Genomic DNA, 17,391 nt, shown 5'->3' with positions numbered 1-17,391 from the left:
CTAAACTAAAGGATGCCCTATGAAAAAAGATCCGATCCTCCTAAACGCCAGCACCCGCGACCAGGAACGCGTGATTGCCGGAAAGTCTAAACCGAGTGAAGCGAGCATCCTTTTTCTAAAATCATCTTCCGACATCGGGACCATCAGGAACATGGGCAGACGTGGCTCTGGTTACGCTCCAGAGGCGATTCTAAACATTGTCAAAAAATTGGCCCTGCATAATGAAGGGACTTGGTCTGATATTGAAATGGCCAATCCAGAGCTAGAGAAAGAAAGTTTTGAGTACGCTCAATCGGAATACGCGAAAGCACTCGCGACTGCTTTGTCTGGTTACACCCAGGCAAAAATGTTCATTCATTTAGGCGGAGGCCACGACCATGTTTATCCGCTCTTAAAGGCCATGAACACCCTTTCAAAAAAAATCAAAGTCATCAACATCGACGCCCACCTGGATACACGAATCGACACTTTCGTTAACTCGGGAACTCCATTCAGGCAATTTGCCAACGAGTTTGAGGGTCAGTTTGAATTGATTCAACTTGGGATTCACGATTTTGCTAATACAAAAACGACGATGAATGAACTTGGTAAAGCAAAAGAAGTCGTGGCGACTTATGATGACTTAAAAAACCTGACTCAAAATTTTACCAATAACCGCAAACTCTTTGAGCGCATGATTCCTTATGACCGAGACGCCCTTTATCTTTTTAGCCTGGATGCTGATGCTCTTGATGCTGGGGTGATGGAAGGAGTGAGCGCTGTTAACCATCGTGGTCTTCCCTACCATTTTGTTGAAGAGCTTCTGACTTACTCACTCGACGTGCTTAAAACACGCCATTTTGGTATTTACGAATACAACCCTGTTTACGATAACCTTTCTCAAAAAGGAGCAAGGGCCTTGGCCGGTCTTCTTTATAAAATCATGGATCATTAAATGCTCACAGTACTTAATGACCTTGAAGAAGTTCAATCTTTAAGAAGAGTAAGAATTTTTCTTTTTAGTTCTGCGATTTGTAGCATGCTTTTCTATTACCTGATGACTGCGCTAAATTCATCATATATTGATGATATCCGGGGGCGCTTACTCCTGCGCCTTTGTACCGTTAGCTTTATTCTTTTTTACTTATATTTGTTACAACTCAATCACAGGCCAACTTTCCACTGCTGGTCTTACTTTGTTGTGGCCTCAATTATCTGCTACTTTATTTTAAGACAGCCACATTCAGAGGCCTAATCAATCACAATATCTAACGAGCTTAAAAGTGAGAGTGCTTCTGGCACACTGAATTTCGCTTTTTTTACCGTCGTTTCACGCACATCAATGAAATACTCCTTGGCCCCTCGAAAATCGGCCTCAGATAAATTAGCGCGGTTAAAAACAGCTCCCTTTAAATGAGAGCCTGAGAAATCTGACTTTATAAGAACGGCCTCATAAAAATCCGCTTCCGTCATTCGGCACTCTTTAAAGACAGCGCCCTTAAGACTCATGCCTTGAAAGACACTGTAATCGAGCACACATTCTGTAAAAGAGCACCCTGAAGCATTAGAAGCTTCAACCCAGTTTAAACCAATGAGTTTGCATTTTTTAAAGACGCCACTTCTAATATGGGTGCTCTTTAAAGAAATATTGCTGAAGTTGCAATCAGTGAATTCGCAATCGAGGAATTTAAAGTGACTCATATTCACAGAAGTAAAGTCCACTCCCTGAAAACGGCACTCGATAAACTCAGCACGGGCGATACTTGGGTCAAAGGAGCTGTAAGTCTCCCCTTCAAAGTAATCATTCATTAAAAGAAGAACCTTCCACCAAGACCGGCCTGAAAATCCCCATCAGTTGATTTAATCAAACGCAGGGCCGGGACAAGCTCTCCAAAAAGAACAATTGGTGAGTTGGGAATTCTCCAGTCTGCCCCTAAGGGAATACGTACTCCTAAAGCGACATCATCGTCATGCTTTTTATCTTCGATCTTAAAAAAAGCACCGATACCTGCATAAGGAGTCAGGGGAGTTGATTCATTAAAAAGACCATTAAGGTGAAACTTGTAATCCCCCATAAAAACCCATTCGCTGTCCCATGTATAAGCAAAATAAAAGTCGGCGAACTGCTGAGCATTCACTTTGTGCTGAAAAGTTACACCTGATGGATCACCAAAAACAATCCCCAGACCATTTTGACCTTCGGCAAACGAATTCATAGAAAACATTAGAGCAAATAAACAAATTAATTTTTTCATGTAGCCCCCACTATACGGACTCCATAGTATTAATTTAAAAGATGCAAGTCAACCGACTATTAAAGTCAGCTAAGTTTATCAACCGATGAGGAATCTAATAATATTTCTTCTGCCTGGAGAGACATGAAACCTTATTATCTCTTGCTTGTTTTTTGCCAAATTATCTCTATAAATACGACAACCGCACAAGAGAGTCTCTGGAAAGCAGGAAATACATTTATTGCACTCTATGATGATACTGATACTAAGTTGCTCTACACCGCTAGTTGCAAAAAATATCCATGCGAGGCATTGAGCTTAACCAAAAATATTTCATGGAAATCCTTGCCAAAAGACTCAACACTGGGTGGAAAAAATCCAGGCGCTGTTTTGTGTAAAGAAGTTCTAAAACAAAAAATTATCTACCTCAAGGATTTGCAAGGAAATGAAAATACCTTTTGTCTTTTTAAGGATAAATCATTTATTTCTTCTTCATCCCTTTCAATACTTGCAGATCAAAACGAAATAAAAGAGAAGAAACAATGAGAAAAGTCGTCATTTTAGCCGTTCTGTTTCCACTAAACCTGTATTCCCAAAGTTGCGGCTCCGTTGCAGAGGGCACTGAGGTGAGGCTTGATACTGAGACTGGCCCACTAAAAAATTCAAGATCTCAAGATCAAGATGGTCTTGGTACTTGTTATGCGAACACAGCTTCAATCATGCTTCAATCTGCGCTACCAGATTCACCGGATGTTTCATATATAAATTTAGCTATTGGTTATGGTGAAAAGTATAATTCCAGAAAAACAAACTCTTCTGCCTATAGTTCTAATGGCAATATGCTAATAAATGGCGGAACAGTCTGTGAAGCAATTGACGTTGCAAAAGAAAATGGTGGTGTTTGCAACAGAAAAGATGTTCCTTTAGAGTCTGTGCTCTTTGACAACAACCTAGAGACATACAACGACCATTATGAACTCCAAAAAGAAGTTCTAAATCGAGTTTCTCAATATTATGATGGCGTTAATAAACAATTCACACTTCAACAAAACAATCCGGCCCTGAGCAATGCAACTGAAATAATCACTCAGCTTACAGATGAAGGGGCAAAAAGTGAAACCAACATTTTTTCTCGTGAAAAATTTGAAAAGCTAAAACTCTCAAACAATCTATCAAAAAAAGAAAAATACCAACTGGCCCTTTATGATTTATTTCAAAAAAAGGCCCCTGAATATAGTGCCAAGAACTGTGAAAAATTAGAGGCAAAGAATGCACTGACTCTTGCAAGGGAATTAGCCGCACATATTTACAACAGAAGTAAATCAGGAAAATTAGATCCCGCTTCTTATCTTTTGCAAATGAAAATTTCCAGGCCATACTCCATTCGAAACCCCGGCCTCAATGAGACTTATGAATTTAATGTAAGTTCTGATTTCAAAAAAATGATTGAGAAAGTTTATTTAAAAAGCTTAACGTCATCCCCTGCACCAAAATCCGGCAAAGAGGCCATGGCATTAGGGATCAAGGAATTGCTGCCTTCACGTGTAACGGACAAGCAGGTTTTGGATATCTTGAATCAACTTGATTCTCAAACACTTGATCTTCTCGAAGACGATTATAACCGTTATGCTAAAAAAGATTTTTCAAAATGCTCAAGCGATAAGTTGGCCTATCTTCGGAACCAAGATGGGATGATGAAAGACTTTGCTTCTCATCCATGCTTAAGCAGCTATCAAAAGTTAGGTGAAGGAATTCAGAACCTGGTGAGCAGCTTTGATAATTCCAACATTTCAGACTTTGAGAAAATAGCTGATTTCGTCTTAAACTCTCCTGATAATAACTATGAAAAAGCATTGAATCAGCTCCTGGCCCCAACCTGTAGCGATAATCAAAAGATTAAAATTCCGGCCAATCTTAGCTGCAAAGAAAATAAAATTTCATTTCTCTACACCAATACCGACAACCCGGTAGAACTTGAGAAAAAGATGGTTCAGGAGCGTGAAAAACTATTAAATACTGCAAAAGAATCATTCAATAATGGTTTTGCCTTTGGTGCTAACCTATGTTCCATTTTCTTTAAAGAAGACCCCAATTACTTCTTCAACTCCCTTCAGCCATGCCGCGCCTCAAGAGGTAACAGCTACCACGTCGTAAGCGTCATCGGATACCGGTGCAAGGCCGGAAAAATAGACTATCTCATCCAGAACTCTTGGGGTGAGTGGCGCGACCTGGAGGATAAAAAATATCAACGCGAAGGTAAAACTGGAAAGGCTTGGTTTGATGAAGATTCTTTAATCAAAAACACCACCTCATACTCAACACTCAAAAAGTAAAAGAAGTAGGCTAAAACAAAAAAGCCCAGTGCATATTTCAGCAATGGGCTTTTTGAGAGACATTCACAGGAGGTCTAAAAAAATCCTTTTAATAGATTCTCCACACACACACTAATACATATTGCAGGAGCCGTGCCAAGTTTAAAAAGGCCTATTAGAATGCCTAATAGTGTGGATAAGGATGATAACTCATTGATATATCGTAACTAAACTTACATTGTGTAAGTCACTAATTTGACGATAAATCACTTTAGTAAGTCATTAAAATGACGGGATACTCTTACTGAATCTTACAGGGTTGATGTTTTGACGGAAGAAAGGAAAGTTTGCTGAAGCTAGTTGGAACTCTGAGTTTAGCGTGGTCTCGAATTCTCAAGACCACGCCAATCCCAGAATGTTTTCTTAGATTTTAATTTTGCCGCGTTTTTGTAGCTCGTCGATTAGTGAAACAAAGTATTCTGTGGGGTACGCCCCTCTAACTGGCACCCCGTTTAACAGGAAGCCAGGAGTCCCCTGCATTCCAAATTTCCCTGCTTCTGCGACGTCTGCTGCAATTCTGTTTTTAACAGCGTCAGAATGTAAATCTTTTTTAAGTTTAGTCATATCAGCTCCCACCTTCTTAGCTGCAGAATCTAAGAAAGCAGTTCCTTCTTTAAGCTTGCTTTGGTTAGCGAAAACTTCATCGTGAAATTTGAAAGCTTTTTCGTTATTTTGCAGACGAATCGCCTCAAAGTATTGCGCTGAAATCATCGCTTGCTCATGGAAAGAAAGCGGCAGGTGTTTATACACGAAGCGAATCTTTCCTTGGTATTTTTTCATCAGCTCATTCACTGTAGCGTTTCCACGAGAACAGAATGGACATTCGAAATCAGAGTATTCCACCAGTGTGATGGCGGCGTCCTTAGGTCCAAGGATCGCCTCATCACTTCTGATTTCTGCCACCAGGGGGTTATTGAATGATTCTTCTAGCTGTTTCTTCTCATCGGCTTCACGGTTTTTAGCCATGGCTTCCTGAGCATTTTTAGCTGCGTTTTGGAGGGCAGTGATAAACTCGGCAGGGTGTTTTTCAATTGCTTCAGTTAAGATACTAGGGTTCTCTTTTAAAACTTTAGCTAGCTTCTCCTTCATGTCTTTTTCAGACGTCGTACAGCTCATTAAAAATGCCGTAGAAAGAAGCGCGATTGCGTAAGTGAATTTATTCATAGGTCCTCCTGATGGTAATCTCATCGTAGCAGAGGACTAAATTCTTGCGTCAGTTCTTAGTAAATTGATTGTCAATTCGAATTGACATTGGAGATGGTTCCCAAGCGGTAACCAAGGCCTCGCACCGTCTCAATCACGTCATCAGACGTTTTTTGTCTGATTTGTAAAACGTGGGTGTCAACAGTTCGAGTGGTTGGGTAATTTTCATAACCCCAGACTTTATCAAGTAGGTTTTCACGGGAGAATGTCTGGCGTGGGTTTTCGGCCAGAAGTTTTAACAGTTCATACTCCATTTTTGTCATCGTCACGCGCTTGCCGTCAAAAAGAACTTCTTTATCTAAAGAATTGATGATGAGTTTCCCCATCACAATGCGCTCATCTTTTTCTCTAGGTGCATGTTTCTCACGAAGCTGCACGCGCACTCGCGCCACTAATTCGCGGGACTCAAATGGCTTTGTCATATAATCACTGGCCCCTGTTTCCAGGCCCAGGACTTTATCAATCAAATCAGTTCTCGCTGTTAACATAATAACTGGCACAGACGTATTTTTCGCGCGCAGTTCGCGCAAAAAATCAATTCCCTGTCCATCGGGAAGCATCCAATCTAAAACGATCACATCCAACGAATCGCTCGTAAGTTCTCTCGCTTCTTTTAATGTCGGCGCTAAATGAGCGACAAGTCCTTCGTCTTCGAGGATTTTCTTTAGCGACTTGCCTAAATTTTCGTCATCTTCAATAATGAGAACCTGCTTCATTTTTTATTCCTTAAAAAAAGCGAAAACGTCGTTGGTGTCTGGTTGTATGAAAGCCTTCCATCCATCTCTTTCATAATTTTCTGCACGATACTCATTCCAAGCCCCAGACCTGCGCTTGGTTTTTTACTTCGATCGGCAGAGAGAAGTTCATCTAAACTTTTATAGGGACAATGTCCCGAATCCGTCACTGATAGAGTTAGTGCTTCTTCCGTTGTCTCTAATCTTACCACAACTGGACTTTGCCCGTGATAGAGTGCATTTTCCAAGAGATTTTTCACGCAAATACCAAACCAATATACATCTAATGAAAATGAGCGGTCAGATGAAGGTAAAATAACTTTGACACCCTTCTCTTCATAATCGGCCAGCATATTTTCCATTAACTCATTTATAGAAGGCACTACTGATAGGTTAATAAACACCAAAGACTGACCATCATGAGTTTGAAGGTAACTCGTGCTTTTTTCGGCCAGGCGTTTTAAGCGGTAAACTTCTCCTTCAACTTTTAAAAAGTCTTCCAAAACATTGGCCGGAATTGTGTCGCTTTCTTTATTAATGCTTTCTACTAAAAGCATCAGGTTGGCAATCGGAGTTCTCAATTCATGAGTTAAAACTCGAAGAGCGTGCTTCTTTCTTTCTTCTTCAAAACTCTGCTGCTTAATTTTCTTATAAAGAATAACGGCAATTAAAACTAAAACGACGATCGAGCCGATAAAGAGAATAATCGATGACTGCATTAGTACCGCAATCAACGTTCGGTCATCTTTTTCCCAGCAAAAGCGCCCTTCTTTATAGTAACAGGCCTCTCCTTCTTCGTAAGTATGAAGGAAATAAACTTTTTCTTTTAGATAACTATCTAGCTCAGAACGAGGAAAAATCTTATAGGTAACGTTAAAATCCTGACGGTTTCGAACTAAAAAGTAATTGTCAGCGACAATATAACTTTCACCTTTCACTAAGAGTTCCAGGTCTGGCTTTTTTAAATTTGAAAGAATTCTAAAATTCCCTTCTAAACTTTTAACGGGAAGTTCGACAAGTTCATAAGCATGAAACAAGTTAAGATTTGATCTCACCCAGTCATTTGAATAAAAAGGCTCGCGCCCTGATAAAAAGGCCAGATAAGCGTAACTCACCCCACTTTCATGAATCAGCGGAGGTGTTTCAAAAAACAGTTCGGGAAGTTCACTAATCTTATTGCAGCGGAAATCCTCCCATGTCTCACTCTTACTCTGGTAGAGCTTACTCATGAAATCGCTGCTTGATCGGCACGGTCTTGAAAAATAGGTTTTAGTGTTGCTTGCTTCACGAGAAAAAGCATTCACGGGTTGAAGTAGCTGGGCAAAACTTCTTGAGGGATACATGGCACTCAGGTCAATTTCGAGCACTGGTCTTCTTGTAAGCTCAAACTCTTTTTTGAATCCCTGGATTTCTTGAATCTCTACCGGGCCAGCAATTGTCTTCTTTTGTAAATTAATAGCGTAATAGGCCGCCTGAAAAGACAGAAAGATGGCCGTAAATATAAGGAGGACGTACATTCTCATTGTGAATGATTATAACATCGCCCGGGGCCCGTTTGTTAAGGGAATGTAGGCCGAAAGTCAATAAATCGAGTTAATACCAAGAAATCAAGGCCTCACATATTTAGAAAGCATTTGAACTGAGGATGTAATCGCTTCGTCCAGGTCAGCGACATTATAAAGGTTGCCAACGTGAGCGAATATTTTCTTCGATTCTTTTTGAACAATATCCACTTCAACCCAGAAACTGCTATTCATCTTATTAATAGACAAGCGGCCAAGAAGAAATTCCTGGCCATCTAATTTGATAAAATACTCTGCGGGAAATTCCGTAATATTCACTAACCGTTCCCTTTCGTCTCTGTCGAGCTCTTATCCATGCGCTCAAGATACTCAATGATCATTCCAGCAACATCTTTACCTGTGGCCGTCTCAATTCCATTTAATCCTGGAGATGAATTGACTTCCATAATAAGTGGTCCGCGCGATGACCTCAGCATATCCACACCGGCAAGGTTAAGGCCCAGGGCCTTCGTTGCATCAAGGGCCGCTTTTCTTTCTTCTTCCGTGATCTCGATAATCTTAGCAGTTCCTCCACGGTGAAGATTACTTCTAAACTCACCTGGCTTTGCTGTTCTCATCATCGAGGCCACAACTTCATCACCGACAACGAAACAACGAATGTCAGATCCTTTAGCTTCTCTAATAAACTCTTGAACTAAAATGTTTGCATCCATTTCACGAAAGGCATCAATAACCGATTCGGCCGCTGATTCAGTTTCCGCAAGAACGACTCCCTTTCCTTGTGTCCCTTCTAAAAGTTTCACTACTAAAGGAGCGCCACCAACTAGCTTAATTAGTTCCTGAGTCATTTTTGTCGAGTGTGCAAATCCAGTGACCGGAAGGCCTAATCCCTTTCTCGATAAAAGTTGTAGAGAGCGAAGTTTGTCTCTCGATCTCGTGATGGCCACACTTTCATTTAATGAGAAAACACCCATCATTTCAAATTGACGGATAACAGCACAACCATAAAAGGTGATTGACGCGCCGATGCGGGGAATAATCGCATTAAAATCATCCAGTGCTCGGCTTTGATAGTGAACCATGGGCTTTGTGGAAGTAATATCCATGTAGCACTTGAGTGTATCAATGACCTCAACTTCATGCCCGCGCGCTTTAGCGGCCTCGACTAATCTCTTGGTTGAATAGAGCCCCGAGTTTCTTGAAAGAATACCAATTTTCATTGTGCCTTTTCCTTTTTAGATTTGAGCATATTGTGTTTGGCCGGATTAATCAGGAATCTGCCATTTAAGGCCTCACGTCCAATGAGCATTTTAAAACCCATCAGGTCGCGGTTAATTAACGTCACTTCGATTTCAAAACGCTCTTTACCCATTTTGATTTCAGTCTTCACGACAGGTCTAATGGTCTTGTCACCGTTAGAGCTTTTAATCGCGCGCTCTTCAATAAAAGGCGACTTTATATAATGATGCTTGCCATCTTCAGTAATAAAGAGAAATTTGACGTATTTCTTACCGTTAATGTTGATGAATTCAATACTGTCTGCATGCAGGGCCGACGTCTTAGCACCTGTATCAATTTTCGCTCGCAAGTCTTTTAACTTAAATTTGGGAAGACTAACAACTTCTCGCCATCCCACAAATTGCATATCTGTCTCTTTCATATTTCCTCAAATAAAACTTACCTAATAGTGCCACAGCATCTGATCAAAAAATAGTGACTTTTTTTGAGTAAAACAAGGCTAAAATTAACCTATTTAAAAAAGTCCATATTCTGCTTAACCATTCGTTTCCACTGGAGTAAAATCCTTTTGGACAACTCACATTATTTTGATAACGATTTTTTCCAAGGGGCACTTACCTATGAGTTCTAAATGTTCGTGCTCGTACCTCAACTCTGTAACTAAAAAACAGATTATGGGTGTGACGGGTCTCCTTCTTTGCGGTTTCGTTTTATCTCACTTACTCGGCAACGTTCTTCTCGTTGTTGGAAGCGACGCTTTTAACAAGTACTCGTACACGTTAACAAGCAACCCGCTTATCTATTTAGCGGAAGCTGGTCTTGGTCTTCTTTTCATCGTCCACACTGTCATGGCCATTAAGCTTGTTCTTGAAAACAAAGCGGCAAGACCTATCCAGTACCACTCGAGAAAACATTCAGGCCGTGGGGCCACGTTTGCATCGAGCACGATGCCTTTTACTGGTATCATCACTCTGATCTTTTTAATCCTTCACTTAATCAATCTGAAATTCGGTTCTCACTATGAAACTGAAGTTCATGGTGTAGTGATGAGAGACATGTACAGAACGACGATTGAGTATTTCCAAAATCCTCTTCACGTTCTTTTCTACATCGTGTGTGTGACTAGCTTAGGTATCCACGTCAGCCACGGTTTCTGGTCAGCATTTCAGTCACTGGGGTTAAACCACCCTAAGTATATGCCAAAACTAAAATGCGCAGCTTGGGCCTTTGGAATCCTTGTTTCTGTAGGATTCTCAGCGCTTTCAATTTACTGTTATTTCCAAGGAGCACACTAATATGACAACTCCAGCTGATAAAATTAAAAAACTAGACGGGAAAGTTCCTGCAGGAGCTATTTCTGAAAAATGGAAAAACCATAAATTCCACATGAAAATCGTCAACCCTGCTAACAAGAGAAAATACTCTGTTATCATCGTTGGAACAGGGCTCGCTGGTGGATCTGCTGCCGCTTCTCTGGCCGAACTAGGGTATAATGTCACAACTTTCTGTATCCAGGATTCACCAAGACGCGCTCACTCGATTGCCGCTCAAGGTGGTATCAACGCTGCTAAAAACTATCCAAACGATGGGGACTCTGTTTACCGTCTATTCTACGACACTGTAAAAGGTGGAGACTACCGCGCTCGTGAAGCAAACGTTCACCGTCTTGCTGAGGTTGCTAACAACATCATCGATCAGTGTGTTGCTCAAGGTGTACCATTCGCTCGTGAATATGGTGGAACTCTTTCAAACAGATCTTTCGGTGGATCTCAAGTCTCAAGAACTTTCTATGCCCGTGGACAAACAGGGCAACAGCTTCTTTTAGGTGCATACTCTGCAATGATGAAAGAAGTGAATAACGGAAAAGTAAAATCACTTACTCGCCGTGAAATGGTTGAGCTAGTTATCGTTAACGGTAAGGCTCGCGGTATTATCACAAGAAACCTTGTAACAGGTGAATTCGAAAAACATATGGCCGACGCTGTCATCCTGGCGACTGGTGGATACGGAAACGTGTTCTACCTTTCAACAAACGCAAAGGCTTCAAACGCTTCAGCTGCATTCCGCGCTTACAAAAAAGGTGCTTATTTTGGAAACCCATGTTTCACGCAAATTCACCCTACTTGTATCCCGGTTTCAGGTGATCACCAATCAAAACTGACTCTAATGTCTGAGTCTCTTCGTAACGACGGACGCGTTTGGGTTCCAAAGAAAAAAGGCGACACTAGAAAGCCACAGGATATTCCAGAAGAAGAAAGAGACTACTACCTAGAGAGAATTTATCCATCATTTGGTAACCTTGTTCCTCGTGACGTAGCTTCAAGAAACGCGAAGAATATGTGCGACGCTGGTTTTGGTGTCGGGGCCACAGGTCTGGCCGTTTACCTGGATTTCTCTTCTGCCATTAAGCGCGATGGTATCGATAAAATCAGAGAGAAATACGGAAACCTTTTTGATATGTACCAACAGATTACAGATCAAGACCCGTACAAAACTCCGATGATGATCTACCCTGCTATCCACTACACAATGGGTGGTCTATGGGTTGACTACAACCTTATGTCAAACATCGAAGGTCTATTCGTTCTTGGAGAAGCAAACTTCTCTGACCACGGAGCAAACCGCCTTGGAGCTTCTGCTCTAATGCAAGGTCTAGCTGACGGATACTTCGTTATCCCGTACACAATCGGTGATTACTTTGCTTCAAACAAATTCGAAAAGCTTGAGACGTCTCATCCTGAATTTGAAACAGCACTAAAGAACTCAAAAGCAAAATACGACAAACTTCTGGCAATCAACGGAACAAAAACGGTTGATGATTTCCACAAAGAGCTTGGAAAAATTATGTGGGATCACGTTGGTATGGCGAGAAATGAGCAAGGTCTAAAGAAGGCCATTGATCAAATTAGAAGCATCCGCGAGAGATTCTGGAAAGATGTAAAAGTAACTGGATCAAATGTTGACGTTAACACTGAGCTTGAGAAAGCTGGTCGTGTTGCTGACTTCTTAGAGCTTGGGGAGCTTATGGCCCTTGATGCTCTAATGAGACCTGAATCATGTGGTGGACACTTCAGAGAAGAGTCTCAAACTGAAGAAGGTGAAGCAAAACGCGATGACGAGAACTACTGTCACGTTGCTGCTTGGGAATACCAAGGCGACGGCGTAGAGCCACTTCGTCACATTGAAGAACTGAAGTTTGAGAACGTAAAACTAACACAAAGATCTTACAAGTAAGTTTGTGGAAAAAATGCTCCAGTGGAGCATTTTTACTCCGCATGAAAATGTAAAAGAATTGAACTCTTTAAGTAGAGTTCCACAAACAAGGACCTAATATGGGTGGAAATAGCACAGAAACAATGTCTCTGAAGTTAAAAATCTGGAGACAAAAAAATAGCAAAGATAAAGGACAAATGGTCGACTATAACCTGGATGGCGTCTCTCCTGATATGTCATTTTTGGAAATGCTAGACATCCTTAACAACAAACTGGTTCGCGAAAAAGGTGACCAGATCGCATTCGACCACGACTGCCGCGAAGGTATCTGTGGGATGTGCTCTCTTATGATCAACGGACAGGCCCACGGACCACAAGGTGGCGTAACAACTTGTCAGCTACACATGAGAAAATTCAAAAACGGTGATGAAATAGTTATTGAACCATGGAGAGCTAAGGCCTTCCCGGTTGTTAAAGATCTTATGGTTGATAGATCAGCTTTCGATCAAATCATGGCAGCAGGTGGATACGTAAACGTAAACACTGGTAACGCTCCAGATGGGAACTCAATCCTGATCGGTCACGAAGAAGCAGAACTAGCGATGGACGCTGCTGCCTGTATCGGTTGTGGTGCCTGCGTAGCGAGCTGTAAAAACGCTTCAGCTATGCTTTTCGTTGCTGCAAAAGTTTCTCAACTTGCACTTCTTCCGCAAGGACAGGTTGAAGCTGAGTCTCGCGCTCTAGCAATGGTTGAGAAAATGGACGAGCTAGGATTTGGAAACTGTACAAACGAAGCTGAGTGTGAAGCTCAGTGTCCAAAAGGAATTAAGCTTGATAACATCGCACGTATGAACCGTGGTGTTGTTCAAGGGATTTTCGCTGCTAGAAAGTAGCTCGACAAAACAGTCCTGCGGACTGTTTTGATTTCGCAGAAAGGAATAAAGGCCGTCTGCGGTTTTTAAGAGCTCGAGCTACCAACCGATTAACTTCAAATGAAAAGGCCCCCTACAAAGGGGCCTTTTTCTTTAAAACCTAATACTCATCATGTTTATTTAACTGACCACAAGCTATCGTCATAGCATTATGAGTATCTATTTTTTTAACGACATTACTAAAAAACACTCATTCCTAGGTGGAAAAGGCTTCACCTTAGGACTGATGAAAAATGCAGGTTTCCCTGTTCCTGATGGGCTTATTTTAGATTCACCTCCTACCCCTATAGAGATGGAAGAGATTCAAAAATGGTGGAACAAAAACAATCAAGAAAAACTTGCTGTAAGAAGCTCGGCCGTAGGGGAAGATTCTAGTGAACAGAGTTTCGCCGGACAAAACTCGACATATCTGAATATTGATAAATTCAGTGACCTTGAGAGGGCCATTAAAAATTGTTTTTCTTCGATAAATAAAAAATCCAGCACTCTCTATCGCGAGCATTTTTTAGGTGACTCAAAAGGAGTCATGAATGTTGTCCTTCAAGTCATGGTTGACCCGCACTATTCAGGAGTTTTTTTTAGTACCGACCCAAGGACAGGAGAAAAAGGCTGGATAGCTGAGGCCATTATGGGGCTTGGGGAAGACTTAGTTTCTGGAAAAAAAACGCCTCTCCATTTTGAAGAAAAAAAACCTGGAACCGAGGCTCCTTTTAATATCAATGGACTCATTGAAATAGGAATGAAGGTTCGAGACCTCTTTGAGGTAGAGATTGATATGGAATGGGCCATTGATAAGAAAGGCCAGCTGTTTGTCCTGCAATCAAGGCCGATAACTGCCCTATCAGGAAAATCAGAAACAAAAAGACTTATTGAAGATGAAATCAACAGACTAAAAAAAAGTTACTCAAAAGAGACGATTTGGGATGGTGGAACATTTGCAGAATGGAGTGGTCCACCAAGCGAGCTCACTTTCAGCATTTGGAAAGAGGCCTTCTCTAAAGACAAAGCGTTCTCAAGCGCATTAAAAAAGCTAGGATACTTAGGCATTGAACAGGATTTAACGAATGCTGATCACTCTCTCTTGGAGAGAATTTTTAACAAAGGATTCGTAAATATTTCAATGCTTGCCCCTTTCTACTTCGGTCCTATCCCGTATCGTTTAAAGATGGACAATACTCCTCACAATAGGCCAAAGCTCTCTTTTGATTTCAAAAAAATGACTTTTAAGACATTTGCACTGACGCCATTTACAATGTGGAGAATGCTCAAAGTAGGAATGCGATTATCTACTGAAAGAAATGTTTGGCTTAAGGAATGCACTAAAGAAATGCTGCTCTTAAAAGATAAGAGTTTCAGGGTTCAAGATGCAACATTTTATAAAGATTACACAAATGAAGAACTGCTTAAATCCTTCAAAAAAGAAGTAAGTGATTTTTACAGCTCGCACCTTCTCTGGCCCTTATTATTGGTCACATTAATAGAAACTACATCACAAAACCTGAGGACCCTACTAAAAGGTCTTGATAGTGATAGTCAGATCGATTCGCTATTAAATAAATGGATGGCCCAAGGTCTTCATACCGTTACAATGGATATGAACAATGAATACAAAGAGGCCTTAGATGACAAGAGCAAACAATTGCTCTTCCTAAAGAAGTTTGGCCATAGAGGCCCAGGAGAACTTGAACTTGCCTATCCACGATGGAGTGAACTTGGTGAAAAGGCCTTTTTTAAAAACACTCCAAAAAGAGAGACAAAAGAAAGTTCGACAAACTTTTCTGTTGAAGCTGAAATTGATGCTTTGAAAACTTATAAAAAAGAAATCATCAAAAAAGAATGGCTTCTCTTAAAAGAAATGCTGGAGTTAAGAGAGCAATGGAAAATGCTCCTTCTCTCTCCCTACTCCCACATCCGCTTTATTACTTTAGAAATTGCTAGAAGAAATCAAATTGGTGAGCTTATTTTCTGGCACAATTACAAAGAAATAGAGGAAATGAATTTCAATTTATCTCTCGCCAATAAAAGAAAGGCCCAGTCTGAACTTTGTAAATCGATTTCGCTGCCTACAATTATTGAATTAGAAAATATCGAAGATATCTTAAAAGGAAAAACCAATCACAAAAAAAAGATGATGGATGGACTGGCCCTTTCTCCTGGATTATCTTACGGTGAAGTGAGAGTTGTTATAGATCCTGACAACACAGACACTGACACCTGGCCAGAAAAAACTATCCTGGTTGCTGAATCAACTGACCCGGGATGGACTGGTCTATTTTTAAAATCTCAGGCAATTATTGTAGATAAAGGTGGAGTTCTTTCTCATTGTGCGATTGTAGCACGCGAGATGAATTTACCGGCCGTAAGTGAAATTAAACAATGCCATCTTTTTTTAAAAGATGGGGATAAAGTATGGGTAGATGGAAATAATGGACGTATTACACTGGCTAATTAATAATCACGAAGCTGCAACCAGAGGGATAACACCTGCTATTATCCCTACAGTTTTGATTCCATTGACGGCCCTCACTGTAGGGCTAAGCTCACTTGCAGGATTTATCGCCGGTCTTTTCGGGATTAAATTAAACACAGAAGGGCCAAAACAATTTTTAGAAGTACTGCTAAAAAAGAGAGTCATATTCTCAATGATCGCCATGAACATATTGGGGATGGGACTTTATAAAGGGTATGACTATCTAAAAACGATGCCAAGTTTTTTAGTCACAGTGAAGTGGCATTCAGATAGAAATGCAATCTCAAGCAATGAAGCATACTCTGATGAAAAAATGCGAGTCCATGACTATGCAGAAAGTTTATCCCCTGCTCAAAACTTTGACTTGACCTTAATAAAAGAAATCAAACTTCCAAATGGATCATTTCGATCAGCTGCTTCGTCAGGTAAATCTCTTTTTTATGGTAGTGATGACGGCCACATTTATGAAATTTCTCAAGATGATCTTCAGGTTAAAAGAAAATTTTATATTGGGACAAGTGTAACAACCAGACCAGTGATCTTTAATTATAAAATCTATGCAGGAGAAGGAAACCATCTCACACATCATGCCAGAGTTTATTCTTTTGATTTAAAGACTGGAAAATTCCTTAAGGCCTTTTCAACAAAAGGTCATACTGAAGGCCAGCAAATTATTACAAATGTTGATCACCAGGACATTATGCTGGCCTCTGCCGGTGCAGACGGCCTATATGCTATTGATCCAAATACGATGCAAGAAATCTGGCACGTTACGGATGGTCACCTGGATGCCACTCCTTCTATTGAAAACAATATCGTCTACATCGGCACAGGTGTTGAAAAAGCAAAACTTGCAGATAGAAGCTATGCCGTGGCCCGCGATCTCAAAACTTCAAAACTGATATGGAAGAGCGAATTACCACTATCAAACTGGATGCACCCAATAATCTCTAAAAATGACGTCTGCTACAACTTAGGAGAAATCTATACTCCTTCAACAGTCGGCCTCCTCTACTGCCTAAATAAACACAATGGTGAGCCACACTTTTCCATTCCTTTTAATGCTCCCATTGCCTCACTTCCATTGTTCATTTCAACCGAAAAAGAAAACTTAGTTTTTATCGCAACAATGTCTGGTGAAGTTTGTGGAATTAACATAGACACGAAAGAAAAAATTTGGTGTAGGCAAACGGCTAAAGATATCAATAAAAAATCTGATCTCTACGCACTCTCTAGTTTAGCCTATGACTCTCAAAGAGGGATTCTTTGGTACCCATCACCTGACAATGGAATTATTGGTTTTTCACCCATCAGTGGAAACATTGTTGCAAAATGGACACCGGCAAAAAATGAAACTCCATGGGGAGAACATTATGCTGCTATCAATGTGAAGGGAGATAAATTATACCACATCGATATTGCCGGTCATTTAAGAATGATTCAATTAAGCCCAGGCAAAGAGCAAGCGAGTGCTCTTGCTGGGCAGTAGCTT

The 17,391-nt window shown here is 40.8% G+C and carries 17 protein-coding genes; 9 read left to right on the top strand and 8 right to left on the bottom strand.

What is annotated here, in order from left to right:
* The first annotated feature begins 19 nt into the window (after nt 1–19).
* Both ACN20O_RS15860 and ACN20O_RS15855 read left to right on the top strand, forming a co-directional pair.
* A complete protein-coding gene (locus ACN20O_RS15860) occupies nt 20–934 on the top strand; it encodes an arginase family protein (RefSeq protein WP_491634990.1) in 915 nt (304 codons plus the stop codon).
* Nucleotides 935–1,234, top strand: coding sequence for a hypothetical protein (locus tag ACN20O_RS15855; protein WP_491634988.1), 300 nt, complete (start codon nt 935–937; stop codon nt 1,232–1,234).
* Here ACN20O_RS15855 and ACN20O_RS15850 read toward each other — a convergent pair.
* Nucleotides 1,231–1,788 carry a pentapeptide repeat-containing protein gene (locus ACN20O_RS15850; protein ID WP_491634986.1) on the bottom strand — a complete coding sequence of 186 codons (558 nt, stop codon included), beginning with the start codon at nt 1,786–1,788 and terminating at the stop codon, nt 1,231–1,233. The two genes, ACN20O_RS15855 and ACN20O_RS15850, sit on opposite strands and share 4 nt — an antisense overlap.
* Entirely contained in the window at nt 1,788–2,234 is a 447-nt protein-coding gene (locus ACN20O_RS15845) for a hypothetical protein (protein WP_491634984.1), read from the bottom strand. The genes ACN20O_RS15850 and ACN20O_RS15845 overlap by 1 nt, the downstream gene beginning before the upstream one ends.
* 123 nt (nt 2,235–2,357) lie before the next feature.
* On the opposite strand from ACN20O_RS15845, the gene ACN20O_RS15840 reads away from it, so the two are divergent.
* Complete coding sequence (locus tag ACN20O_RS15840) at nt 2,358–2,759, top strand: hypothetical protein (protein WP_491634982.1); 402 nt, start codon at nt 2,358–2,360, stop codon at nt 2,757–2,759.
* Entirely contained in the window at nt 2,756–4,546 is a 1,791-nt protein-coding gene (locus ACN20O_RS15835; RefSeq protein ID WP_491634980.1) for a C1 family peptidase, read from the top strand. Before ACN20O_RS15840 ends, ACN20O_RS15835 begins: the two co-directional genes overlap by 4 nt.
* A gap of 402 nt (nt 4,547–4,948) precedes the next feature.
* Here ACN20O_RS15835 and ACN20O_RS15830 read toward each other — a convergent pair whose 3' ends face one another.
* From ACN20O_RS15830 to ACN20O_RS15805, 6 genes are all read right to left on the bottom strand, one after another.
* Nucleotides 4,949–5,749, bottom strand: a complete 801-nt coding sequence (locus tag ACN20O_RS15830) for a DsbA family protein (protein WP_491634978.1) — start codon at nt 5,747–5,749, stop codon at nt 4,949–4,951.
* A gap of 71 nt (nt 5,750–5,820) precedes the next feature.
* Nucleotides 5,821–6,504, bottom strand: a complete 684-nt coding sequence (locus tag ACN20O_RS15825; protein WP_491634976.1) for a response regulator transcription factor — start codon at nt 6,502–6,504, stop codon at nt 5,821–5,823.
* The gene (locus tag ACN20O_RS15820) at nt 6,501–8,045 is read right to left on the bottom strand and encodes an ATP-binding protein (protein WP_491634974.1); all 1,545 of its coding nucleotides are present in this window, start codon (nt 8,043–8,045) and stop codon (nt 6,501–6,503) included. The genes ACN20O_RS15825 and ACN20O_RS15820 overlap by 4 nt, the downstream gene beginning before the upstream one ends.
* Nucleotides 8,046–8,129: 84 nt before the next feature.
* Complete coding sequence (locus ACN20O_RS15815) at nt 8,130–8,363, bottom strand: hypothetical protein (RefSeq protein WP_491634972.1); 234 nt, start codon at nt 8,361–8,363, stop codon at nt 8,130–8,132.
* Entirely contained in the window at nt 8,363–9,265 is a 903-nt protein-coding gene (gene rimK / locus ACN20O_RS15810) for a 30S ribosomal protein S6--L-glutamate ligase (protein ID WP_102243316.1), read from the bottom strand. The genes ACN20O_RS15815 and rimK overlap by 1 nt, the downstream gene beginning before the upstream one ends.
* A complete protein-coding gene (locus tag ACN20O_RS15805) occupies nt 9,262–9,705 on the bottom strand; it encodes an ATP-dependent zinc protease family protein (RefSeq protein ID WP_491634970.1) in 444 nt (147 codons plus the stop codon). The genes rimK and ACN20O_RS15805 overlap by 4 nt, the downstream gene beginning before the upstream one ends.
* A gap of 199 nt (nt 9,706–9,904) precedes the next feature.
* On the opposite strand from ACN20O_RS15805, the gene ACN20O_RS15800 reads away from it, so the two are divergent.
* The 5 genes from ACN20O_RS15800 to ACN20O_RS15780 all read left to right on the top strand — a co-directional run bounded on the left by ACN20O_RS15800 (nt 9,905) and on the right by ACN20O_RS15780 (nt 17,388).
* Complete coding sequence (locus tag ACN20O_RS15800; protein ID WP_491634968.1) at nt 9,905–10,579, top strand: succinate dehydrogenase cytochrome b subunit; 675 nt, start codon at nt 9,905–9,907, stop codon at nt 10,577–10,579.
* 1 nt (nt 10,580) lies between these two features.
* Entirely contained in the window at nt 10,581–12,518 is a 1,938-nt protein-coding gene (locus tag ACN20O_RS15795; protein ID WP_491634966.1) for a fumarate reductase/succinate dehydrogenase flavoprotein subunit, read from the top strand.
* Nucleotides 12,519–12,640: 122 nt separating this feature from the next.
* Entirely contained in the window at nt 12,641–13,390 is a 750-nt protein-coding gene (locus ACN20O_RS15790) for a succinate dehydrogenase/fumarate reductase iron-sulfur subunit (protein ID WP_491639293.1), read from the top strand.
* A 190-nt stretch (nt 13,391–13,580) separates the two neighbouring features.
* Nucleotides 13,581–15,881: a PEP/pyruvate-binding domain-containing protein gene (locus ACN20O_RS15785; protein ID WP_491634964.1), complete on the top strand. Its 2,301-nt coding sequence runs from the start codon at nt 13,581–13,583 to the stop codon at nt 15,879–15,881.
* Nucleotides 15,856–17,388 (top strand): outer membrane protein assembly factor BamB family protein, encoded by a 1,533-nt coding sequence (locus ACN20O_RS15780; RefSeq protein ID WP_491634962.1) that lies wholly within the window; start codon nt 15,856–15,858, stop codon nt 17,386–17,388. The genes ACN20O_RS15785 and ACN20O_RS15780 overlap by 26 nt, the downstream gene beginning before the upstream one ends.
* Nucleotides 17,389–17,391 lie beyond the last annotated feature (3 nt).

It is taken from the genome of Bacteriovorax sp. As-1, assembly GCF_058446905.1.
The sequence above is the reverse complement of the archived record's forward strand: the minus strand, read 5'-3'. Positions and strand labels throughout refer to the sequence as shown.